Annotated in this window: 25 protein-coding genes and 3 tRNA genes; 14 read left to right on the top strand and 14 right to left on the bottom strand. The window is 55.2% G+C overall.

Going from position 1 to position 22342, the window contains the following annotated elements:
- Window positions 1-109: 109 nt before the first annotated feature.
- Both IB237_RS10760 and IB237_RS10755 read right to left on the bottom strand, forming a co-directional pair.
- A tRNA-Gly gene (locus tag IB237_RS10760) sits at window positions 110-183 on the bottom strand.
- 25 nt (window positions 184-208) lie between these two features.
- A tRNA-Tyr gene (locus IB237_RS10755) sits at window positions 209-293 on the bottom strand.
- A 213-nt stretch (window positions 294-506) separates the two neighbouring features.
- Between IB237_RS10755 and rlmB the strand changes: the two genes are divergently transcribed.
- The 3 genes from rlmB (at window position 507) to IB237_RS10740 (ending at window position 2795) form a co-directional block, all read left to right on the top strand.
- Window positions 507-1400, top strand: coding sequence for a 23S rRNA (guanosine(2251)-2'-O)-methyltransferase RlmB (gene rlmB / locus IB237_RS10750; protein WP_192488615.1), 894 nt, complete (start codon window positions 507-509; stop codon window positions 1398-1400).
- Between the two features lie 80 nt (window positions 1401-1480).
- Complete coding sequence (locus IB237_RS10745; RefSeq protein WP_210323878.1) at window positions 1481-2341, top strand: AraC family transcriptional regulator; 861 nt, start codon at window positions 1481-1483, stop codon at window positions 2339-2341.
- A gap of 82 nt (window positions 2342-2423) precedes the next feature.
- Complete coding sequence (locus IB237_RS10740) at window positions 2424-2795, top strand: cupin domain-containing protein (protein ID WP_192488614.1); 372 nt, start codon at window positions 2424-2426, stop codon at window positions 2793-2795.
- Window positions 2796-2889: 94 nt separating this feature from the next.
- Here IB237_RS10740 and IB237_RS10735 read toward each other — a convergent pair whose 3' ends face one another.
- Window positions 2890-3102, bottom strand: a complete 213-nt coding sequence (locus IB237_RS10735; RefSeq protein WP_192488613.1) for an alkylphosphonate utilization protein — start codon at window positions 3100-3102, stop codon at window positions 2890-2892.
- A gap of 163 nt (window positions 3103-3265) precedes the next feature.
- Between IB237_RS10735 and IB237_RS10730 the strand changes: the two genes are divergently transcribed.
- Window positions 3266-3655, top strand: coding sequence for an acyl-CoA thioesterase (locus IB237_RS10730; RefSeq protein ID WP_192488612.1), 390 nt, complete (start codon window positions 3266-3268; stop codon window positions 3653-3655).
- Between the two features lie 75 nt (window positions 3656-3730).
- Here IB237_RS10730 and IB237_RS10725 read toward each other — a convergent pair whose 3' ends face one another.
- The 3 genes from IB237_RS10725 to IB237_RS10715 all read right to left on the bottom strand — a co-directional run bounded on the left by IB237_RS10725 (window position 3731) and on the right by IB237_RS10715 (window position 7444).
- Entirely contained in the window at window positions 3731-4552 is an 822-nt protein-coding gene (locus IB237_RS10725) for a hypothetical protein (RefSeq protein WP_192488611.1), read from the bottom strand.
- Window positions 4553-4693: 141 nt separating this feature from the next.
- Window positions 4694-5875, bottom strand: a complete 1182-nt coding sequence (locus IB237_RS10720; RefSeq protein WP_192488610.1) for a DUF1501 domain-containing protein — start codon at window positions 5873-5875, stop codon at window positions 4694-4696.
- Window positions 5876-5878: 3 nt separating this feature from the next.
- Window positions 5879-7444 (bottom strand): DUF1800 family protein, encoded by a 1566-nt coding sequence (locus IB237_RS10715; protein ID WP_246787794.1) that lies wholly within the window; start codon window positions 7442-7444, stop codon window positions 5879-5881.
- A gap of 186 nt (window positions 7445-7630) precedes the next feature.
- Here IB237_RS10715 and IB237_RS10710 point away from each other — a divergent pair, with 186 nt between their 5' ends.
- Complete coding sequence (locus tag IB237_RS10710; protein WP_192488609.1) at window positions 7631-8035, top strand: DUF2946 family protein; 405 nt, start codon at window positions 7631-7633, stop codon at window positions 8033-8035.
- Window positions 8036-8087: 52 nt separating this feature from the next.
- A complete protein-coding gene (locus IB237_RS10705; RefSeq protein ID WP_192488608.1) occupies window positions 8088-9527 on the top strand; it encodes a PepSY domain-containing protein in 1440 nt (479 codons plus the stop codon).
- Window positions 9528-9577: 50 nt separating this feature from the next.
- Here IB237_RS10705 and IB237_RS10700 read toward each other — a convergent pair whose 3' ends face one another.
- Both IB237_RS10700 and IB237_RS10695 read right to left on the bottom strand, forming a co-directional pair.
- Window positions 9578-10036, bottom strand: a complete 459-nt coding sequence (locus IB237_RS10700) for a GNAT family N-acetyltransferase (protein WP_246787854.1) — start codon at window positions 10034-10036, stop codon at window positions 9578-9580.
- Between the two features lie 28 nt (window positions 10037-10064).
- The gene (locus IB237_RS10695) at window positions 10065-10457 is read right to left on the bottom strand and encodes an Imm50 family immunity protein (protein WP_192488607.1); all 393 of its coding nucleotides are present in this window, start codon (window positions 10455-10457) and stop codon (window positions 10065-10067) included.
- 140 nt (window positions 10458-10597) lie between these two features.
- Between IB237_RS10695 and IB237_RS10690 the strand changes: the two genes are divergently transcribed.
- Complete coding sequence (locus tag IB237_RS10690) at window positions 10598-11047, top strand: hypothetical protein (protein WP_192488606.1); 450 nt, start codon at window positions 10598-10600, stop codon at window positions 11045-11047.
- 93 nt (window positions 11048-11140) lie between these two features.
- Here IB237_RS10690 and IB237_RS10685 read toward each other — a convergent pair whose 3' ends face one another.
- Window positions 11141-11494, bottom strand: coding sequence for a DMT family protein (locus IB237_RS10685; protein WP_192488605.1), 354 nt, complete (start codon window positions 11492-11494; stop codon window positions 11141-11143).
- A 293-nt stretch (window positions 11495-11787) separates the two neighbouring features.
- Between IB237_RS10685 and uvrB the strand changes: the two genes are divergently transcribed.
- The 3 genes from uvrB (at window position 11788) to IB237_RS10670 (ending at window position 16120) form a co-directional block, all read left to right on the top strand.
- Window positions 11788-14700, top strand: coding sequence for an excinuclease ABC subunit UvrB (gene uvrB, locus IB237_RS10680; protein WP_192488604.1), 2913 nt, complete (start codon window positions 11788-11790; stop codon window positions 14698-14700).
- A gap of 88 nt (window positions 14701-14788) precedes the next feature.
- Complete coding sequence (locus IB237_RS10675) at window positions 14789-15757, top strand: alpha/beta hydrolase family protein (protein WP_192488603.1); 969 nt, start codon at window positions 14789-14791, stop codon at window positions 15755-15757.
- Between the two features lie 156 nt (window positions 15758-15913).
- Window positions 15914-16120, top strand: coding sequence for a hypothetical protein (locus tag IB237_RS10670; protein WP_192488602.1), 207 nt, complete (start codon window positions 15914-15916; stop codon window positions 16118-16120).
- A 15-nt stretch (window positions 16121-16135) separates the two neighbouring features.
- Here IB237_RS10670 and IB237_RS10665 read toward each other — a convergent pair whose 3' ends face one another.
- Complete coding sequence (locus IB237_RS10665) at window positions 16136-16576, bottom strand: DUF1801 domain-containing protein (protein ID WP_192488601.1); 441 nt, start codon at window positions 16574-16576, stop codon at window positions 16136-16138.
- A 164-nt stretch (window positions 16577-16740) separates the two neighbouring features.
- Between IB237_RS10665 and IB237_RS10660 the strand changes: the two genes are divergently transcribed.
- The 3 genes from IB237_RS10660 to IB237_RS10650 all read left to right on the top strand — a co-directional run bounded on the left by IB237_RS10660 (window position 16741) and on the right by IB237_RS10650 (window position 18494).
- Complete coding sequence (locus IB237_RS10660; protein ID WP_192488600.1) at window positions 16741-17220, top strand: PRC-barrel domain-containing protein; 480 nt, start codon at window positions 16741-16743, stop codon at window positions 17218-17220.
- Between the two features lie 218 nt (window positions 17221-17438).
- On the top strand, window positions 17439-17825 hold the full coding sequence (locus IB237_RS10655; RefSeq protein WP_246787792.1) for an ACT domain-containing protein: 387 nt from the start codon (window positions 17439-17441) through the stop codon (window positions 17823-17825).
- Between the two features lie 72 nt (window positions 17826-17897).
- A complete protein-coding gene (locus IB237_RS10650; RefSeq protein ID WP_210323915.1) occupies window positions 17898-18494 on the top strand; it encodes a DUF922 domain-containing Zn-dependent protease in 597 nt (198 codons plus the stop codon).
- A gap of 27 nt (window positions 18495-18521) precedes the next feature.
- On the opposite strand, the gene IB237_RS10645 is transcribed toward IB237_RS10650, so the two are convergent.
- The 4 genes from IB237_RS10645 to IB237_RS10630 form a co-directional block, all read right to left on the bottom strand.
- On the bottom strand, window positions 18522-19142 hold the full coding sequence (locus IB237_RS10645; protein ID WP_192488599.1) for a J domain-containing protein: 621 nt from the start codon (window positions 19140-19142) through the stop codon (window positions 18522-18524).
- A gap of 380 nt (window positions 19143-19522) precedes the next feature.
- Window positions 19523-19598: transfer RNA gene (locus tag IB237_RS10640), tRNA-Thr, on the bottom strand.
- A gap of 122 nt (window positions 19599-19720) precedes the next feature.
- The gene (locus IB237_RS10635; protein WP_192488598.1) at window positions 19721-20077 is read right to left on the bottom strand and encodes a nuclear transport factor 2 family protein; all 357 of its coding nucleotides are present in this window, start codon (window positions 20075-20077) and stop codon (window positions 19721-19723) included.
- A 164-nt stretch (window positions 20078-20241) separates the two neighbouring features.
- Complete coding sequence (locus tag IB237_RS10630; protein WP_192488597.1) at window positions 20242-21351, bottom strand: endonuclease/exonuclease/phosphatase family protein; 1110 nt, start codon at window positions 21349-21351, stop codon at window positions 20242-20244.
- A gap of 232 nt (window positions 21352-21583) precedes the next feature.
- On the opposite strand from IB237_RS10630, the gene IB237_RS10625 reads away from it, so the two are divergent.
- On the top strand, window positions 21584-22330 hold the full coding sequence (locus IB237_RS10625; RefSeq protein WP_192488596.1) for a GGDEF domain-containing protein: 747 nt from the start codon (window positions 21584-21586) through the stop codon (window positions 22328-22330).
- Window positions 22331-22342 lie beyond the last annotated feature (12 nt).

Genomic DNA, 22342 nt, shown 5'->3' with positions numbered 1-22342 from the left:
AATTTTCCGCTGCCGAATCGAAAAAAAACACGCAGCCACAATCGACCCGCGTGGACTGACATGCAGTGACACAAGCGAAGCAATATAAGATGTAAGTGATTGAATTGATTGGAGCGGGTAGCGGGAATCGAACCCGCGTATTCAGCTTGGAAGGCTGCTGCTCTACCATTGAGCTATACCCGCGGCGGTGATTTCGATCCGTGCAGAATGGTGGAGGAAGTTGGATTTGAACCAACGTAGGCTGAGCCAACGGATTTACAGTCCGTCCCCTTTAACCACTCGGGCATTCCTCCAGTATTCTGCGAGGATCAAGCTACCAAGCTTTAGTTCAGATTTCCGTGTCCGGCGCGTCGCCGTTCGTCGTCTGTGGCCGGGTATATGACTGCCCGATCTTCATCTGTCAACACGCCCTGTCACGAATTTTTCGAAAAAAATTCAATTGCCTTACACAGGCTGTGGATAGCGCGGGGGCTGGTGTGATGAGATCGCCGGAGATATAAGGCGCTATGAGCAACGACGATCAAAATGACAAATCCACCCGCGACACGCACTACGCTAACCTGCGTCGTGCCGTACGCGATGCAAAACGCGAACGGGGTGAGATTCCCACCCCCGCCTTCCAGAAACGCAAGCGCCAGGGCGCTGATGATTGGAAGCCACCGCAGCTGAATGCCGATCAGGTCTATCTGTATGGCCTGCACACAGTCCGCGCGGCACTTTCCAACCCGGAGCGGCAGATTATCAAGCTGTCGGTCACGCAAAATGCGCTGGCACGTCTGGAAATCGGCACCGCCGAAGAACAGAAGTTCCCGGTGGAAATGGTATCGCCGCAGGAAATCGACAAAGTTCTGGGACCAGAAGCCATCCATCAGGGCGTGATGCTGGAAACCCGGCCGCTTCCAGTGCGTAAATTGTCTGCCCTGAAGGACAGCCCGCTTATTCTGGTGCTGGATCAGGTCACAGACCCGCACAATGTCGGTGCCATCATGCGCTCTGCCGTTGCCTTCAAGGCTGGCGCCATCATCACCACCATCCGTCACAGCCCCACAGAATCGGGCGTCATGGCGAAATCTGCCTCCGGCGCGCTGGAAATGATCCCTTATATCCAGATCACCAATTTGGCCGATGCGCTGGGTGAACTGCACAAGCTGGGCTTTTTCTCGGTTGGTCTTGATTCGGAAGGTCCAGCCCCGATCGAACAGACATTCAGCGGCGAAAAGGTCGCTCTTGTTCTTGGCGCGGAAGGCAAAGGCCTTCGCCAGAAGACCCGCGAAACCGTCAGCGCACTGGCACGGCTGGATATGCCGGGCGAAATCAAGTCGCTCAACGTTTCCAACGCAGCCGCCATTGCACTTTACGCAACGCAGCAGTTCCTGGCTGGCGCGACATCTCGTAAGTAACCCACGCGTTTCGAGATCGCCCACATGACATCTTCCTTTCCCGAATATCCGAAAACACATTCGGGAAAGGTCTTCTGGCCATGAAAGATGTCGGCCACGGTTCTGTGCTTGCGCAGGGTGAAATGAGGAAAAACGGCTGGATCAGCCACGCCAACGATCCCGTCGGCATGGAACGCATCGAAGCCTTCTTTGCGGCGCGCGGTTATGAAATGCACCGCCACGATACATACGCCATAGGGCGAACCCTCTCCGGCATCCAAAGCTTCAATTACCGTGGCGCTCTGCGTAACAGTCGTCCTGGCGGCACCATGGTCCTGCATCCGGACGAAAAACATGACGGGCAGGCTGGCGCCGAAGATGGTTTTCATTACCGCATTGCCTATATCGAACCGGCCGCGATCCAGTCTGTGTTGCGCGGTCGCCCCCTGCCCTATGTGCATGGTGGCATTTCCGACGACCCACGACTGTTTGCGGCCACCGGCCGTATTCTGCGCAGCGTAGAGGACCGTATCGAGACCTTCGAATATGATGACGCCCTTTATGATCTGGCCCACGCCCTGGAGGCTGCAGCGGGCACGCCACCGGCCAGCGGCAAAAAACTGATCGATTACCATTCCGCTGAAATGGCACGGCAATATCTGCACGAGTTGCCGCAAACAGCGACGATGGAATATCTGGAGCGACTGTGCGGGCGCGACCGCTGGAGCCTGTCGCGCGATTTCCGCACCCTCTTTGGCACAAGTCCCTATCGTTACCTGACGATGCGCCGCCTCGATGCGGTCAAAACTGCACTACGCACCGGGCAAACATTGGCAGACACCGCCTTTTCCTCAGGTTTTGCCGACCAGAGCCACATGACACGGCAGTTCTCAAAAGCCTTTGGTATCAGCCCTGCCCGCTGGCTGGGCCTGCTATATCACCGACAGGTGACAACGAGATAACCAGCTGAAACGCTGCACGATCGTTCAAGACGTCGGTTGTCATCACGCCTAATGCTCAGGGCTTTCCAACAGGATGCCTGACATGCAGAAAACCTATACACCCGTCCGTTTCGACGAAAAATTCCCGCTGCTGACCGAGCACTGGCAGCCACGCGTTGTTGCGGAGATGAACGATTACCAGTTCAAGATCGTGCGTATTCTTGGTGACTTCATCTGGCATGAGCACGCACAGACCGACGAAACCTTTATCGTGATGGAGGGTTTATTGCGCATCGAGTTCCGTGACGGCGCCGTCACTTTGAAGGCTGGCGAGATGTTTGTCGTGCCGAAAGGCGTCGAACATAAACCTTTCGCGGAAAATGAAGTGAAACTGTTGCTCATCGAGCCGCGTGGTGTCCTCAACACCGGGGAAAGCGGTGGAGAGCGCACCGCCGTCAACGACATCTGGATTTGACGTCTGCCCCGCCAACGCATAGCCGATAAAAAAAGTCGCGCAGCGAAACCCGATGCGCGACTTTTGTTTTCATACCCATCGTCAGAAAAAAGTATCAGGCCTTTTTCAAAAACTCGGTGCGCAGCACCAGCCCCTTGATCTTGGCATGGCGGCAATTCACTTCGTCCGGGTTGTCGGTTAGCTGGATACCCTTGATCATTGTGCCACGCTTCAGCGTTTCGGAGGTGCCCTTGACCTTCAGGTCCTTGATCAGCGTAACATTGTCGCCGTCCTGCAGGATCGCGCCGTTCGAATCTCTCACATCCATCATCATTCCAATCGCGTAAATTGCTTTGTCCAGACGCACGGCTTAACGGTTGCAAATACGGATTGTCTAGTGCGGCATTGATTGCAGGTCGCCAACATATCCCATAAACTTCACCGACTTGCGGAATCGCAAAAATAACCAGCCGAATGGAGGCAGCACAGCAATGACCGACACCCCCAAGCCAACCGGAGAGTTGACACTTCGCACTCTCGCCATGCCAGCCGATGCCAATCCGGCCGGAGATATTTTCGGTGGCTGGGTTATGTCACAAATGGACTTGGCAAGCGGCATTCGCGCTGCAGAACGTGCTCGCTGTCGCGTTGTCACCGCATCGGTGAAGGAAATGGCCTTTGAGCTGCCGGTCAAGATCGGTGACACGCTGAGCATCTATACCGATATCGTTCGCGTCGGCCGCACATCCATTACGCTCAGCATCGAAGCCTGGGCACACCGTTCGCGCTATAACAAGCTGGAAAAGGTCACTGCGGCAACCTTCATCATGGTTGCGCTTGATGATGACGGCCAGCCGACACCGGTCCCTGCCGAAGTATAATCGCATTCCCCAAAGGGAATGTTGCAGGCATGAAAAAACCCTTCCGTCTAAGCCATACTGGAAGGGTCTTGTTTTTCAGAGCAGTCGCATTGCTTCGCCTGACATCGCCTTGCCAAATGGCGCGACCTTGTCAAACGGCTCCCAGAGGAACTCGCGCCACAGGCGGGCGCAACCGGAGCCATGGTCAAGACCAAAGCTCTGCGGGAAGTTCAGAACGTAACTGGCTGTGAAGATATCGCCACTGAACACCATTTCGATCGGGTTGCGCGCATCATGCATGACAACGGCCGCAAGGTTGCGTGCCCTGTGCAATGCCAACAGCTGCGAAATATCGATCTTGCGATGGGCATAGGCGTCGTAATAGGCCTGCGGCAACAGGATCGGATCGGTGCCGTAGGAATTCGGGTTCCAATTATGCGTCGCGATGGACTGTTTGACCTTGGCCAAAAGCTCAGGACGGAAACCGGTCTGCGGGTTTACCGCGAAAGAGACCAGCATCGCATTGTTGCCGATCATCGCCAGTCGCTTGTCCATCAGAATACCAAAACGAAGCGAAGCATAGGCACCAGCACTGCACCCAACGAACTTGACGTGGGTAATGCCGTTTTCGACAACATATTTGATCAGCCGATCGAGGATCTCGTCTTCATGCTCGAGATACCAAGAGGTCTTTTCTTCGACAAACCAGATGACATGCGCATGGTACTGCGGAATGACCGTGTAACCATCGAGATTGGTGTCAAATGGTACGCCCGGATTGGAGTAGGCCTTGTTGCCGTAACCGTTGAAACAGACGATCAGGTTTGTCGACCGTGAAGGGCGCACAACAGATAAAAGACGGCCTTTGGCCGGTGCTACCGGATTATTTGCAAGGCTATCATGCACCTGTATATTCATGCCTATCAAAGCTCCATCTGGACACCAGCAAATACAAGTGCTTTACGCAGCCAAACTTGCGCCAGAGTGGATTAAGGCATGCTCTAAAAGTGGCTTTCGACTAGCGAAAGCCCTTTGCTTCATAGGTCGGCACGAGGCCGATCACATTCGCAGATACGGTGAGGCCCTGTTGAAGTTTAAGCCAGGAAAAATGCCCGCGGTCAGATCATTCACGTTGACACCGAATTGTCGCTGCAACATTGCCGCCGCCACTTCGCGCACATCACCAGTTGGCATCAGATCACGGTCATCAAGCAGATTGCTTTCATCAAGGCCCGGCCACTTTCCTAGCACCTGCCCGCCGGCAATGTCGCCGCCAGCCACCAGCGCCACACTGCCGGTACCATGGTCGGTGCCGCCAGTACCATTTTCACGCACCGTACGGCCAAACTCGGTAACGGCAAGGACAACCGTTTTTTTCCAGACATCATCACCCAACTGGTCTTTCAGCGTGTTGATGGCAATCATCAGGTCTTTCACCGTGCGAGCAAATTGGGCTTTCTGTCCTGCATGGGTGTCCCAGCCATCAATCGAGAAGCTGGCAATGCGATAATCCTCACGCAGCAGACCTGCCGTCAGATTGGCAACATCCCGAATACCCTGTCCGCGTTTTTCATCTTCAAATAGCATGTCGGCCGACATGTCGGTTTTCAGTGCTTCGCCGAGAACACGCGAAAAATCGGGATCATTGGCGTAGAGTCGTTTCAAGAAACCGATCTCGTCTTCCGGCATGGTAATGTCGGACACCGATGACCAGACATCGACCTCATTGGGTCCGGACAGGATCAGCTCCATCGATGTGTTGATGTCGATGGCCTTTCGATCGGCAGAGCGCGGAATGGTCGACAGCGCGCGGTTCAGCCAGCCGGATCGTTCGTCATGTACGGCCTCGCCACCGCTCTCCAGCATGTCCTGCCCGTCAAAATGGCTACGTGCATCACGATATGGCGTTGAAACCGCATGCACGAAGGCCAGTTCTTTTCCCTGCCACAGCGGCATCAGCGCTTCGGCTGCCGGGTTCAGGCCAAAAAATCCATCGAGATCCAACAGTCCATTATCGGGTGTCATCGCCAAGCTCGGCCGCATGGCGGCAAACAGCGGATCACCAAATGGCTGCACCATGTCCAGCCCGTCCATCGCACCACGCAATACAATGGTCACGAAACGGTTGTCGCCCGGCATGGCTGCAAAACTGACCGGCGAAAAAGCCGGCACGGCAGCGGCACAGCAGGCCGTCGCCAGAAAACTGCGGCGGCTCAAAAGCATGTCTTCAGAGAAAGTCATAATCTATCTCCTGTTGAATTCCGGTGATGAAAGAACAAGCGTTATGCCGCTGGCCCGGTTTGGGGCCTGCTGCACAACTTTAATCGTGTCGTCTCGCGCCATATCTGCCAGCGCGTTTTGCAAAAGAGTTTTCGGCTCGATATTGCGGCCAAGACTGTTGGCGGCTTTTCGCGCCCATAAAATGCGTTCGCTAATCTGGCTGGGGGAAAGCCAGGTCGCTACCCCCTCTTCAAATCCAGCCGGACTTGGCGGCTGCCACACCGGCTGGCCCATGCGTTTCAGCGCAGCAATTGTCATGCTACGGGCAAGTCCGGGTTTGCGGACATTGCCGGTGGCGCCCGGCACCGCCTCACCCTTTGCCAAAGGCGCAGGTTTTGCCATGTCGCCAAACATATCCGATCCGCTATCCGTCCCAGATGCAGATCCCGGATTTTGCGCAGGATTCGTCGACATCGCCGGAGCAGTGGTATTGTCAGCCACATCGGCAGAGTCACCATCGGGAGACATTATATCACGCCAACTTTTACGGTCTATGCCAAGCGCGCGTAAACCGGACACCACATAGTCAAAAGGTAGCTTCATCTTGCGGCCGGGGTCGCTCCACGCCCTTGGCTGCGACACCATCGCCTCATAAACCTTGGCCAAATTACCATCGCTCGCCCGCCAGGTATCGACCATAGCCTTGATCATGTCGGTTGGTGGCTCGTCGGCAATGAAATGCGCCACCAGTTTGCGACAGATATGTTCAGCCGTCTCATGTCGTGCGGCGAGATCATCCAGCATCGACAAGCAATCATCGACCGACCGTTTGCGGCCACCATAGGAAACGCCGAGCACATCGATCTGCCCCGGCTCGGCCAGACGCGGGCGAAACAGCATCTCATACTGGTCATTGACAGTCATACCGGTCAGCACCAGTGCAGCGGATCGGACATCCGTCTGGGTGTAGCCGCTGCCCGCACCCATCGTGTGCAGTTCCAGCAGTTCTCGACCGAGATTTTCATTGAGCCCGCGTCTGCGGTTCTGCGCCGCGGCCGAATCCGGGCCAGCTGACCGGTCCTGATCGAGGTAGATCAACATGGCTGGGTGGAGGATTGCGGCCTGCAACAGATCTCGGAAGGAGCCGGCCAGATGCGGGCGAATGGCTTCGCTCTCATAAAGCGGCGTCAGCAACCGCATCGGCAGGGTTTTATAGGCACTGACGGAAAAATGGTCGAACCAGAAGCCGGACAGGCGCTCGTAAAAACCGTAGGGCGAAAACACCGCCTGCGTCACCCGTGCCACGGCATCGCGCTGGAAGGCCTGATTGGCCTTTTGTTGCAAAAGCTTGCGCCCCTCACGATCCCTCTCACCACCATTGTTAATGGCACGAATTTCCTTCAACCCTTCGGCAAGGTCATCGGCGCGTTGCCGCGCTTCATCTATGCCACCTCTGGGAAACATCGGTTCTGACCGGCTGCCATCGGCCAGTTGGCCAAGCAGATCATCCAGCCGCTCGCCTTGCTTTTCGTGAGGTGACAGGCCGTAACCAAAACGGATCGCAGCCATAGTCGGAGAGTAGGAAACCATATCTGCCACTCCTGCCAACATTCGGGAAGTGACAGGCTCTCAAGCAAAACGGGCGGCAATCGAGCGAAACTGCGGCCTTTTTCAGACATGGATAATTTGTAATCCAGCCTTCCATTTTAATACCGGCAAGATCACGGGACAGAGCGTCACAGTGACAAGGCAAAAAAACTGTGCCAGTCAGGTGCGATGAAGCTCATTCGCAAAATCATGCAGGATCGCAGTTCGGCTGGCGCTGTCGCCATGCTGGCGCTGCTGCTGTTTTTGCTGCAGGGGCTGGCCAATGGCGTTGCCCATGGCAACATGGCCACCATGGCGCTGGCTGCAGATGAGATTATCTGCTCCAGCCATTCCCCTGCTGGCGCGACAGAAAAACAGGACCCGGCTGGCAAACTTGCCAATAATTGCTGTGGCACGCTCTGTCGCCTGGCATCGGTTTCTGCCGCCGCCCTTGTGGTCACGCCAAACGAACTGGCAACAGCTCTTCTGCCAAAGGTGGATATCGCCTTTGTGCAGCCGCAGGCTGACCAGCCGGCCACGCCACCCAATCGGGAATCGCAGCCTCGCGGACCACCTGTTTCCAAGCAAGTCTGAAAGAACAACACACCGGCCCTGCCGGTCATCCTTTCATTTTGCGGAGACATCCATGTCCGTTACCACCTCTTTCGAGGGGCCGCGCGCGCCTGCGCAATCCTCTTCGATTAATCTCTATCGCGCCGTCTGGCGCTGGCATTTTTATGCCGGCCTGTTCATCCTGCCCTTCATGATCACGCTTGCCATCACTGGCGCGCTCTATCTGTTCAAGGACGAGATCGACAATGTCATTCATTCCGATCTCAAGCGCATCGACATCTCGCAGATTGCGTCAAAAGCCAATCCATCCGACATTGTCGCGGCAGCTCTGGCTGCGGTTCCTGGCACGGCGGTCAAATACACCACACCTGACAACCCCGCTGCATCGACCGAAATCACCGTTAGTACGGCGGAGGGAAAACGTGCCGTTTACGTCAACACCTATACAGGCGAGGTGTTGGGTTCGCTGCCCGATCGCGGCACCGTCATGTGGACCGTGCGGTATCTGCACAGCCTGAAATACTTCGGCACCTACGCCCGTTATTTCATCGAAATCGCCGCAGGCTGGTCCATGCTGCTGGTGGCAACCGGCATCTATCTGTGGTGGCCACGCAACCAGACCGGCGGCGTGCTCACTGTCCGCGGCACACCAAAAAAACGGGTATTCTGGCGTGACATCCATGCGGTAACCGGAATTTTTGTCGGCTTCTTCATCGTCTTTCTGGCGGCCACGGGCATGCCATGGTCGGGTGTGTGGGGCGGCAAGGTCAATGAATGGGCCAATGGCAGCAATTTCGGTTATCCATCCGGTGTGCGCGTTGATGTGCCCATGTCGAAGCAGAAGCTTGATGACATCTCGAAAACCTCATGGTCGCTGGAGCAGGCACAGATACCGCTGTCACAGGGTCATGACCATGGACAGGGTGATAGCGGCCATGAAGGTCATAGTGGCCACGCCACCATGCCTGCCACGCAACAGGCACCAGCAATGAGCGATACGATTGGCATAAACGGTGCCATTGCCCGTTTCGAGAAGCTTGGCCTGACACCGGGTTACGCCGTGGCCCTGCCGACCAATCCATCCGGTGTCTATAGTGGCTCGATCTATCCCGATGACCTGTCCAAACAGCGCGTCATCCACCTCGACCAATATAGCGGCGAAGCACTGATCGACATGAGCTATGCAGATTACGGTCCGATGGGCAAAGCGCTGGAATGGAGCATCAACACCCATATGGGCCAGCAATTTGGTCTGGCAAACCAGATCGTGCTGACCTTGGCCTGCCTGGCCACCCTGCTATTGGCAGTCTCCGGTGGTGTCATGTGGTGGAAACGTCGCCCCAAGGGTTCGCTTGGCATTCCGCCGATGCCACAGGAGCGACGGGTCATGCGTGGCCTGATTGCGATGCTGGCGATTGGCGGCATTCTTTACCCGTTGGTCGGGTTAAGCCTGCTGGTGATGCTGGCGCTGGATTTCGCAGTTCAGAAAATCGGTAAAACCAAAATCGCCTGAGAAGAAGAATAGGAAATAGTGGCCGGGCGCCATCCCGGCCTCTTCTGCCCCTAAAGATAAAATGCTTTACAGACCAGACCATTCGGCGTGCGATACGTCTGAAAACCCATGGCCTCATAATAGGCCTGCCCCAACATATTGTCCGCGCCAATGCTGGCATCGATGCTGCGCAGGCCAAACTCTCTCGCAGCACGCAGCGTATCCTTGAACAAGGCCGAGCCGACACCTCTGCGCGCGGCAAGCGGGCTGACATGGGTGCCGATTATGCCCCAACCTTCAGCCACGTCCCAAGGGTTCCCCACCTTCGCAAGACGCAGCGATTGAAACCCGAGAATACGCCCATCGTCGTCTTCCGCCACTACGCACTGTATGCGGTCCTCCGGATCGATGTAAGCGGCCATAATAGTAGCCTTGTCGGTGGGCGTCTTGCGCAAACCGGCTGCGAAAATTTCGTTTTGCACGGCTGCCATGCCCTCTGCATCATCTGACATTGCAGGTCTGGTTTTCATCATACAGCCTTCATATCGAGATTGGGTATCACTGCAACGTCACACTATGCTCCGGGTTGAGTAATGCAGGGAAAAACTCGTCTGGACGCGCAACATCGAATATGATCTCGGCGTTGATTTGTCCCCTGATGACGCATTTGTACAGCCTGTCGTCCACCTCACTGAACTGCAGATAGGAGATGTCACGGATCACTGGATCGTTCTCACTGACACTATATCGTTCGACACCCCAAAACCTAAGCCTCATGCCAACCGTGTTGAAGTCCTGCCATTTGGGCGGCATCGATATCGCTCTCTCCGTCAGGATAATTTGGAGGGAAACAGCTCTTCCATATTCCACGTCCAGACGTACCAATTCTACTCTCGTCATTTCAGGCACGGCACCAAAGACATTTTCAAGAAGTTGTGTATTCGCAAACATCGATCGTCGCATGTCTGAAACTTTTCATTCTTCCGTGGCCAAATCCCGACCAGTTAAAACTGGTTGATTGCCGCTCGCAATCTCGCCCATAGGTATATGCTCAACAAGCATGCACTGATAACAAAATCAATGGAGCAACAATGTCCGACACGATTTTACGTTATGTCCCGGCCGATCCGTTCTGGCAGCCAACGACAGAACAGGCGGACAAGGCAGCGAGTTTGCTGAGGGCCATGGCGCCGCTTTCCGAGAATGTCTCGGGCCACTTCGAGGACGATGTGCGCTTTTATGATCCCGGAGAGAACTGGTCGGGTGTAAAATGCCCCAACTGCAAGGCGGATGTCGAGGGCTGGTGGGGCGAAGCCATGGACACGGCCTTTGCCAGCGAATTCAAAAATCTTTCCGCCGAAGCTGCCTGCTGTAGCACGACCGTGAATTTGAATGGGTTGGACTATGTCTGGCCCGCTGGCTTTGGGCGTTTTGCGCTCGAGGCCCTCAATCCCAATATGGATGACACAACGCACAAGCAGGATCAGCAGCTTGCCGAAAGCCTCGGCGCGCCACTTCGAAAAATCTGGGCCAGATATTAAGCCAGCCCAGATCCGTAAATGCACGATGTGGCCGCGCGGACATCATCGTTCCGCGACAGCGTGGGGTGCATAAAACCAGTAGAATGCACGATGTCAGGTTCTGAAGATAAATGACGCGCCCAGCGCAATCAGTGCAAAACCGATAACGTGGTTGATGGTCAGGCTTTCCTTCAGCCAGAAGATCGAGAAGCCGGCAAATACGATCAGCGTGATCACTTCCTGCATCGTCTTCAGCTGCGCTGTCGAATAGACCTCAGAGCCAATACGGTTGGCAGGAACCGCCAGACAATATTCAAAAAACGCGATGCCCCAACTGGCCATAATCGCCAGAAACAGGGCGCTGCCCTTATGCTTGAGATGCCCATACCAGGCAAAGGTCATGAAGACGTTTGAGGCAATGAGCATCAGGACAGGCCAGATGTGGGCAGGGCTGAATGAAAAAGGCATGATCGACCTTTGGAGATTGTGAGGAAAACCGGAACCGAAAAACAGAACATCTTCGGAATTTGGCCACTTGCTTACAGCATCTGGCCAAAAAGTGTACTGGGCTTTTTTGCGAAGCAGATGCCCTGATGTAGAAGGTATCAGCTCCATTCTTTCACCTGCCGCACGGCAATGAAAACGGAGGATAAAACACGCCAGCATTCGTTCGGTTCCATGCAGGGTGACGTTTCCTTTTTGTACTCATTTTTTCATTGCCGCCCCTTCCTTTTTGAGCGGACTCTCTCCATATTCCGGGCATGGCCAAATCTCCGAAAAAACCCACCGACCAGACCTCGCGCTCCGATGGCTTTGCTGAAATGCCGCAGGCACCTTTTGAAGGTGCGCCGCTTTCCGGCAGCGTTGCTGATTGGGTAAAGCAGCTCGAAGCCGAAGCGGAAGCATCCTCAGTTGAAACGCAGCGGGAGATTGCGTCCAAGGCGGGCAAGCACCGCAAGAAGATCGAGATTGAAGCGCGCAAGGCTGCAATCGATGAAGCCGCAAAGACTGCAAAGGGCAACAAGGCCACATCGCAAAAGACATCGCGCGGTGTGTCGATTGGCGCATCCAACGACCCCAAGACCCGTGCAGCTGCCGGTCTGAACCCGGTTGCCGGTCTCGATGTCAGTCTTGAAGAGGCGGAAAACCTCGCCACCGGTGCCGTCACGGCCACGGTTGATGCGCTGTCGAAGCTGATTGAAAGCGGTAATCCGCTGTTCAAGGATGGCAAATTGTGGACGCCGCATCGTCCTGCTCGCCCGGCCAAATCCGAAGGCGGCATTACGATCCGCATGCAATCGGACTTCGAACCTGCCGGTGATCAGCCAACCGCCATTGCCGATCTGGTCGAAGGCATCAATTCGGGAGAACGCTCGCAGGTCCTTCTCGGCGTGACCGGTTCGGGCAAGACCTTCACCATGGCCAAGGTGATTGAGGCAACCCAGCGTCCTGCGGTTATTCTTGCACCAAACAAGACGCTGGCCGCACAGCTTTATTCCGAGTTCAAGAACTTCTTCCCCGACAATGCGGTGGAATATTTCGTTTCCTACTACGATTATTACCAGCCGGAAGCCTATGTGCCGCGCTCGGATACCTTCATCGAAAAGGAATCGTCGATCAACGAACAGATCGATCGTATGCGCCACTCCGCCACCCGCGCCATTCTGGAGCGCGATGACTGTATCATCGTCGCTTCGGTCTCCTGCATTTACGGTATTGGCTCGGTGGAAACCTACACTGCCATGACCTTCCAGATGCAGGTGGGCGACAAGCTGGACCAGCGTCAGCTTCTGGCCGATCTCGTGGCACAGCAATACAAACGGCAGGACATCAACTTCGTGCGCGGCTCCTTCCGTGTACGTGGTGACACGATTGAAATCTTCCCGGCCCACTTGGAAGATGCCGCATGGCGCATTTCCATGTGGGGCGATGAAATCGAAACCATCACCGAATTCGATCCATTGACCGGTCAGAAAACCGGCGATCTGCAATCGGTGAAGATTTACGCCAATTCGCACTATGTCACGCCGCGCCCGACGCTGAATGGCGCCATCAAGTCGATCAAGGAAGAGCTGAAAGGCCGCCTTGCCGAACTGGAAAGGGCTGGCCGCCTGCTCGAAGCGCAGCGTCTGGAACAGCGCACCCGTTACGATGTCGAAATGCTGGAGGCCACCGGCTCCTGCGCCGGTATCGAAAACTATTCCCGTTACCTCACTGGCCGTAATCCCGGCGAGCCACCACCGACGCTGTTTGAATATATCCCTGACAACGCGCTTCTGTTCATCGACGAAAGCCACGTCTCCGTCAGCCAGATCGGTGGCATGTACCGAGGCGACTTCCGTCGCAAGGCAACGCTAGCGGAATACGGCTTCCGCCTGCCCTCCTGCATGGACAACCGTCCGCTGCGGTTCGAGGAGTGGGACGCCATGCGCCCACCAACCATCGCTGTGTCGGCCACACCTGGCTCCTGGGAAATGGAAGAGTCCGGTGGCGTTTTTGCCGAACAGGTCATTCGCCCCACCGGTCTTATCGATCCGCCGGTCGAGGTTCGTTCTGCCCGCACGCAGGTTGACGATGTCTTGGGTGAAATCCGCGAAACTGCACAGGCCGGATACCGCACGCTGGTGACGGTTCTGACCAAACGCATGGCGGAAGACCTGACCGAGTATCTTCATGAACAAGGCGTACGCGTGCGCTACATGCACTCGGACATCGACACGCTGGAGCGTATCGAGATCATCCGTGACCTGCGTCTTGGCGCCTTCGACGTGCTGGTTGGTATCAACCTGCTGCGCGAAGGTCTCGATATTCCGGAATGCGGTTTTGTCGCCATTCTCGACGCCGACAAGGAAGGTTTCCTGCGTTCGGAAACATCGCTCATCCAGACGATCGGCCGTGCTGCTCGTAACGTCGACGGCAAGGTTATCCTCTACGCGGATAACATCACCGGCTCGATGAAACGCGCCATGGAAGAAACCAGCCGCCGCCGTGAAAAGCAGATGGCCTACAATACCGAACACGGCATTACGCCGGAATCGGTCAAGGCGCGCATCTCGGATATTCTTGATTCAGTTTATGAGAAAGATCACGTAAGGGCTGATATTTCTGGCGTTTCTGGCAAAGGTTTTGCCGATGGCGGCCATCTGGTTGGCGCCAACTTGCAGGCACACCTCAACGCGCTGGAAAAACAGATGCGCGACGCAGCAGCCGATCTCGACTTCGAAAAGGCCGCGCGTCTGCGCGACGAAATCAAGCGCCTCAAGGCTGTCGAACTGGCGGCCATGGACGACCCTATCGCCAAGGAAGAATCCAAGGCGCAGGAAGGCATCAGACGCGCCGCGCAGGCCACCCGTGAATCCCTGTTCCAGAAACCATCGCTGGATGACATGGGACCGGGCACGGACACCGCCAAGCCGTTGTTCCGCAAAAACACGCTCGACGAAATGACGGTTGGCCGCACCGAAAAGCCCGTGCGTGGTGACGTTCCTGAAAAACCGGCAAGTGAGGGCGGCAAGCGGTTCTCACCGCTTCTCGAAGGCCAGCCGGAAAAACGCACTGACGACCCTCGCCCGATCACTCGTGCCAAACCCGGCGTCGGTTCCTATGAAGATGCGGTGGACGAAAAACAGCGCAAGGGCCGCACAAAAGGCAAGACCGGCAAACCGGGGCGTTAACCACAAACATGTAGCGCAGGAACCCAACCTGCTCGTTAACGTTGCTGAACTTTGTGGGGAACCTGCGAACCCGCAAGGGAGAGACGGCATGATGCGAAAAAATCTGGCAACCCTTTGCCTTTTCCTGTCCTCCGGATCTGCCTTTGCCGGGCAGATTGGAGATGCCACCTTCAACAGCAAGGCGCTTGGCGCCGATCTCTCAGTCAACATCTATCGACCGGATGGAGAGCCGCCCGAAAACGGCTGGCCGGTGCTGTATCTGTTGCACGGCCATGACGGCGACCAGAACAGTTGGCGCGATCTCGGCAACATCCAGAAAACACTGGATGGCATGATCGCCTCAGGCACCATCGGTCCGCTGGTCGTGGTCATGCCGGGCGCAAAGAACAGCTGGTATGTCGATTCATCAGCAGTTGGCGGGCCGGGTGATTACGAGACAGCCATAACGGGCGACCTTCGCTCCCATGTGGAAAAAACGCTCCCTGTTCGTCAGGACAAGCAGGGTCGCGCCATTGCTGGCCTCTCGATGGGCGGGTTTGGCGCACTGCGTCTTGCCTATGACCACGAAGATCTTTTCACAGCTGTCGCCAGCATGTCCGGCGCCATTTGGCAAAACGTGCCAGCCGAAGATCTCGATAAAACGCCCGCCGAACTGAAGCTCATTCAGGACAGCGCCTTTTTCCACCGGGTTGACCGCACGACGATCACCAGCGGTATCGTCCTGCCATCAACCGGCGATCATTTCTCCGGCGCTTTTGGCACGCCATTCGACGCGCGCCTGTTCAATGAAAAGAACCTCTTCACTCTGGTCGCGCAACATGTCGTGGAAGGACAGGACTTGCCTTCCACCTATCTCACGGTTGGCGACGATGACGGCTTTTATCTCTGGCGCGGCGCCGTTGCCCTGCATGAAACATTACAGGCTGACAATCGCACATCGGAATTGCGCATCACTGACGGCGATCACGTCTGGACCGTCTGGAAGACCTCAATCATCGATGTGCTGAAATTCATCGACAGCAAATGGGATAGCGACAAGGATGTCGCCGAGAATTAGCCGCAGATATTCACCTTCTATTTGCCAAACTTGCGGAGCATTTGGCGCCTACGTGCCCAGCAGTCGCATAAGTCGTATTTTGCTATTATGCGTTAAACCTGCATCAACCCCTTGCTGGCATATCTCCACCCAAAGCAAAAAGGAGACATGCCTCATATGATGATCGGTTTTAAAAACACCCACAATCAAACCGTCTACGTCAATCCGGCACAGGTGCTTTACGTCGGTGCATTCGAAGAGGACGTGTCTATCATCGCCATGGCGCTGGCAGTCTCCGGCGGCAAACCTCTGATGCTGCATGTCCGTGGCAGTGTTGATCTGGTGCAGCAGAAACTCTCCGGCACGTTCCCGTCGCGTACATAAGTTTTTCTGGACGCTTTATGATGATCCCGCTTTTTTTGTAGAGCGGGATGATTTTGATTTATGAGAGACATTTCTCTCTGCGGCCGCACGAATGAGCGCTTTCAAAGCCTCTTCATCAATCGCATCATCTTCATGAAAATCGATTGCGCGGCGCGTATTGCCCTCAAGGCTGGAATTAAACAGCTCGGCAGGGTCCGCGACTGACGCACCATGGGCAAAGGTCATCTTGACCACATTTTTGTAGGTCTCGCCGGTGCAGATAATGCCGGCATGTTCCCAAACAGGCACGCCGCGCCATTTCCATTCTTCGATCACCTCGGGCACCGCCTGTTTTATCAGTGCGCGAATTTTCGCAAGTTTTGCACCGCGCCAGTCACCCAACTGTTCGATCCTCTCGTCGATCAAAGCAGATGGATCACCCTTGTGTTGCACATGGTCCTGTTTTTTATCCGACATGATTGTCACCTGTACCCTTGGGAACCGCGTCATGATCTCAATCCTCTTATAGCGTATTTCAGATCATGCTGACGATCTAATCTACATTTTTTGCTGGAACCAAAACAATGCCTGTCCGTTACTTCCCCGAACATAGCGTTCGATACTGAAAGGGAAGAAACATCATGAAAAACAAGGTTTTCGCACTGGCTGCTGCTGCAGTCCTCACCTCCTCTGTTGCCTTTGCACAGACAGCGACAACCCCGGCTGCACCGTCCGCTGCCGCCCCTGCAGCTGCTGGCGCTGACGCCACTCTGGCGGGCCCCGGCATCACAATGGGCATGACGCCAAATGGTCCGCTGAAATTCGTCAACGTGCAGAAGACCGATCTGACCGCCTCCCAGCTGGAAGGCCTGGATATCTACAACGCAGCCGGTGACGACATTGGCGAGATTGAAGATGTGGTGATTGGTGACGGCAAGTCGGTGATTGGCCTTGTTGCCAGCGTCGGTGGCTTCCTTGGGATCGACAAGAGCTACGTGGTGCTTGATCCGGCCTCGGTGGCTGTCCAAAACGATAACGGCACATGGAAGGCCTATGTCGACACGACAAAGGAAGCGCTCGAAGCCGCTCCTAAACTGGATTACGACAAGCTGGACGACTGATCCCCCTTGTCAGCTCCAGCGAAAAGCCCTTGCTGAAAAGCAGGGGCTTTTTTCGTTTTGAATGCCGCCCTGCTAATCGACGCGACTTTGATGTTGCTTGATAATCAACACCAGACAGGCCATCGTCGGTTCATCTTGATTTGCTGGAGATCACAAATTTGCCGCCGGATGTATCGACAGGAGCAGTCGTTCAGGATCGTGCCGGGATGATAGCGGGCATGACCCCGACGCTTGATACAGAGACCTATATTTTCTGCGCACTACCCCCGTCCGGTGCAGATCGACACATTATTCTCAACGCCCTGGCCACGTTCCATGAAGCCGAGGGCATCAGCCTCATCTTGCCGCTCAGCAAAGCAATATCGCTGGACCTGCCAATGACCCAGCCGCCAATGTCTCGAATTACTCTTGAGGTATATTCGTCTCTCGAAGGTGTCGGTTTGACCGCCGCGGTATCCACTGCACTGGCTGACAAAGGCATTGCCTGCAATATGGTCGCCGCGTTACATCATGACTATGTGTTCGTGCCGCATGACAGGGCAAACGAGGCCATGGATATTCTGCGCGCCTTGCAAACATCGGCCTTACGATCGGTGGGCGATTGATTTTTACAATGAGGCCCGTGGTCGGTGAGCGGGTTGCTGATATGGAAACTCCGAGTGATCACGACCCGCACCATGAAAAACGCTGCCATCCCTGCCCTTCTGACATTGCTGGCTTTGCCCGCTGCCGCTCACGCCAATAACTGGCGCCCGGCTGAACAGATCAAACCCTATACGGTGCGCGGTTCAACCGGCATGGAACTGTACCAGTCGATTGGTGCTCGCGGCCCCGAGGCCGGCTCCGGCCAGGCCATTGCCTACACCACCTTTAAACTGACCTGGCGCCGGGATTACCGGCCACTGCCGGATGGCGCTTGTGTGCTGGCCTCCGCCCGGCCCAATCTCACCATCATCTACAGCTGGCCCAAACCCGCTACAAAACTGTCTGGGGCGATGGCAGACAGCTGGCAGACATTTATTCAGGGCGTCGAGACTCATGAACGCGTTCATGGCGAGCACATTCTCGACATGGTCCAGAAAATCGAGGCTTACAGTGTAGGTCTGAGAGCCGAAAACGACCCGAAATGCCAGAAGGTTCGGGAGGTTTTGCAAAAGCGGCTCGGTGAACTTTCCAACGAACAGCGCCGTCGCAGCAGTGATTTCGACCGGGAGGAAATGTCACCCGGTGGCCGGGTGCACCAACTCATTCTGGCGCTGGTCAATGGACCGTAATCCAATGACAGAAAACCGGCTGGCGGTTTATTCCGCCGCCTCTGCTTTCAGCGTCACGACGCGTTCCATCATCTCGATTTCGTAGGAATAGCCTTCCAGCATGGTATAGGCCTGCTCGATGGCCTCGATCTGCGCTTCGGCATTACGAATGGCCTCGGCGATGGATTGGCTGCGAGAGCGCAGCATGGAGCCGAGCACATCGGTTTCCGGCTTTTTGCCCAGCCTGTCCATATGTTTGCGCACGCGCGTGCGATGACGCTCAAGCTCGAGAATGTGGAAACGGCTTTTGAGAATGTCGTCCGTCAACTTGCGGCGCATCGCAGCAACCGGGTCGAAACTGCCCGGCTCGCGCTCATCCAGAATGAACTCGTTGACCAGTGTTTCAAGCATCAGCAAACCTTTGAGATCCTTCGGATCTGCCAGTTGCGGATCATAACCGGTGTCATCGAACACCTTGCGGCGCACCGGGTCCTTCAAAAGATCATAGGCTTTTTGCAGGCTGGAGAATTGCTCGGTATCGCCGCCACTATCCGGATGCGCGTTTTTTGCCAGCTTGCGATAGGCAGCCTTGATTGCTGCCTCATCCGCATCACGCGCCACACCAAGCAAAACATAGGGATCGATCAACACAGCACCTGTTTTACGCATTCACACCAAGGGCGACGATCCACCCTCATGAAGCAGACCATACGCAATTTTCACGCCCGACGGCAGTCCTTGATGTCAGTTTTCACGACAAACCTGCCATACCCGTGGTGATAAACCCACCATCAGCCATGACATTTCAAAGCGGAAAACACGCTTTAACCGCAATTTTGTCAGGCGCATGTCCATCTTGCCAACAATGCCGACAAAACTGTGGAAAGCGGAAGTCGGGGAATCAGAAGGTTCAATTTCTCGCCTAGCCCAAACTCGGGCGGCCATCAGACACGTCTGCAACTTCAGGCAATCGTGTCTTCGCAAAATGAGCGCGAGACGTTGACGACAATCTATCGTCAACTGCAATGCATTGATTTAAAGGGAAAAACTGGTGCCCCCGACAAGGTTCGAACTCGTGACCCCCTGATTACAAATCAGGTGCTCTACCAACTGAGCTACAAGGGCAATCCAGTGCGTGTGGAATTACCAGATTCTTTTTCTGTGTAAAGCGAAAATTGAAAATAAGCATGCCGAACATGCATTTTTTTGTTCGCAAACCTGAAATGCGGATTTGTAGAGGCTAAGCCTTACTCATCGTGCAGATAATAAAGCTTGTGAACGATCAACCACTTACCATCGATTTGTAGCAGTGAGAGGTAATTGGTGAAGTTCGCCCCTGCAAAACTATCGCGCAGTTTGACGGACGCGGTCTCGCCAGCGGTATCAATGCCAAGAATCTCATAATCGAGCTCATGGTCCGGTGACGGAGAATCGACAGACTTGATCTGATCGATGAAATCACTGAGAGACAGCCACTCAATACCGCCCTGATAGTTACCGACGATGGCGGCTCGCGGATCGAAAAGTTCCCGTAACCTGTCCTCATCGGCAAAGGTCATGGCGTGTACATAATCAACGACAGTCTCAGAAATGGAACCGGGCATCGTTTTGGCCTCGCGTTTATGTTTCTTCCATTCGCATGTTTTAGTCAGTCAACTTGAACTGAAAGACAACATACACCTGAAACAACTTACTCGCCAGAACCCCCAGTTGTCGCCGGTCCACCCCCACAGCTCTAATCTATGCAGGACAGCGCCGCGCTGGCTCATCACTCCAGATCCAGGGTCATCACGACAGGGCAATGGTCAGAAGCCTTTGGCCTGTCCCAGCCAGTGCGCGGATAACGGTCCACCGCCTGCCCTGGCGGAAAAATGGTGCGGAAAGGCTGGCCATTGCGAATAATGTCCGGCACTTGGTTTTGGTTGAGGCTGGCAAGGCGCGGTGATAGCCAGATGTAATCAAGCTGGCAGAGATGCTGTTCCTGTGGTCCACGCGAATGATACAGCGTCCACCGGTCCATCACGTCACGGCGCAGCATAGGGTTAATGGCAAAACCATCGGCACTCAGCACTTTCAACGCGCTTTCATCCTCTTTGACAGGTGTGAAGGTGTAGCCCTTGCGCCGGTCACCGTCGATCAGCACTTTTTCCTGATAGTCATTCATGTCGCCACAAATGGCGAAATTCATGTCGCGCGCCTTGCCTGCGCCGAAGCGGCTTTCAATAATATGGCGCACGGCTTTCAGTTCGGCATGCCGGATGGCCATGGTGCCAAGTCGCGCATCCGTCGATTCCCGCGAATTGGTCATCGATTTCAGATGCACCACGTAAAGCGTGAAGGGTTTGCCGCCGATACGCAGGTCAAGTTCCAGGCAGTCGCGTTTGAAGATCTTGTCATCTGGCTGGTTGGTGACAGAGATATCGGCGTTAAAGAGATGCAGGTCGCGGTAAGTCAGTGCCGCATGGCTTTTGATATCTACCAGTTCGATGCGTTGCCCGTCGCGGGTTTCCTCGCGCATGATGACGGCGACATCGATGCCGCGGCTGTCATTGCCCTCCACCAGATATTTCTGGCGATAGCCGTTGCCGACCATACGAAAGAGATAGCCATATTCGAAGGCCTGCAAGGCCGCCATGTTGTCCACTTCCTGCAGGCAGAGGATGTCGGCATCCGCATCAGCTATCGCCAGTGCCGAAAGCTGGCGGGTATCGTCGGTGGAAGATACCAGACGCGCACTTTCCAAGGCCTGATAGGTCGCCTCGTCACGGATCTCGAAAAGCTGCATCGCCCTGTCGCGGCGAGTCTGGTTGCGAAAGCCTGTAAAATCAAAGCGGGTGAGCAGGTTTTCGATGTTGAAAGTGGCAAGCCTGAGCGACATGAATCATTCCCGTTTATGCAACAACAGCAACTTAGAACCTTAGCTGTTCGGCGGGCAAGAGAACATGCGTTCCATCGGAGATGAGGTTTTGAGCCGTCACAAGAGGGGTCAAAAACCATGCCAGTGGATAATGCACCAATTAAATACGAAAACGTCGCAATTTAACGGTTCCGTTCAGACAATTTAAAACTGCGGCATGGTTAGTCCCGGATCGAATGGAACCAAAAGATCAATGATTGATTTTCGGATTATCACACTCAAGGCTCTGGCCACGGGAATATTCGCATTAGGCGTGACCCTGCTGATATCTGTGACATTCGTTCCCATGATGGGAGGCAAGCTTGCGGGCGCTGGACTGATCATGACGATCATCTGCCCGCTTGCAAGCGCAATCCCCATGTCGGCCCTTCATTACTGGAATACTGCAAGACTGCGTCTGGCCCGCACGGAAGCGGCCGAAGCGCGCGACGAGTTGGCCTTTGCCTATGAGCAATTGCGGATGTCATCGCGTCTTGATCCGCTGACCGGCATTCTCAACCGCGCCACCTTCATGGACGAGCTGGAAAAGGCAAGTCTGGGACAAAAGAGCGGCGGCTTGCTGTTTTTCGATCTCGATTACTTCAAGACACTCAATGATACCTATGGCCATGCTACCGGCGATGCAGCGCTACGCCGTGTTGGCCAGTTGGTGTCACGCATGAGCGCAGATGACGATATTGCTGGCCGTATTGGCGGCGAGGAATTTGCAATGTTCCTGCCCTTCCTCAAACGGCAGGACATTACCGAGGCGGCGGAAAAAATCCGTGTCGCCATCGCCAACCTGAAGGTCACGACCACAGATGGCGACAAGATCGGGCTGAGCGCCAGCTTCGGTGTTGCCTATTGCGAAACCGGTTTTGATCTGTCCCGTATGCTGCAGGTGGCCGATGCCAACATGTACAGCGCCAAACGTCAGGGTCGTAATCTGGCGGTCAGTTGAAGCCTGACAGAC

The sequence above is a fragment of the Agrobacterium sp. AGB01 genome (assembly GCF_014851585.1).
Lineage (GTDB): Bacteria > Pseudomonadota > Alphaproteobacteria > Rhizobiales > Rhizobiaceae > Agrobacterium.
The sequence above is the reverse complement of the archived record's forward strand: the minus strand, read 5'-3'. Positions and strand labels throughout refer to the sequence as shown.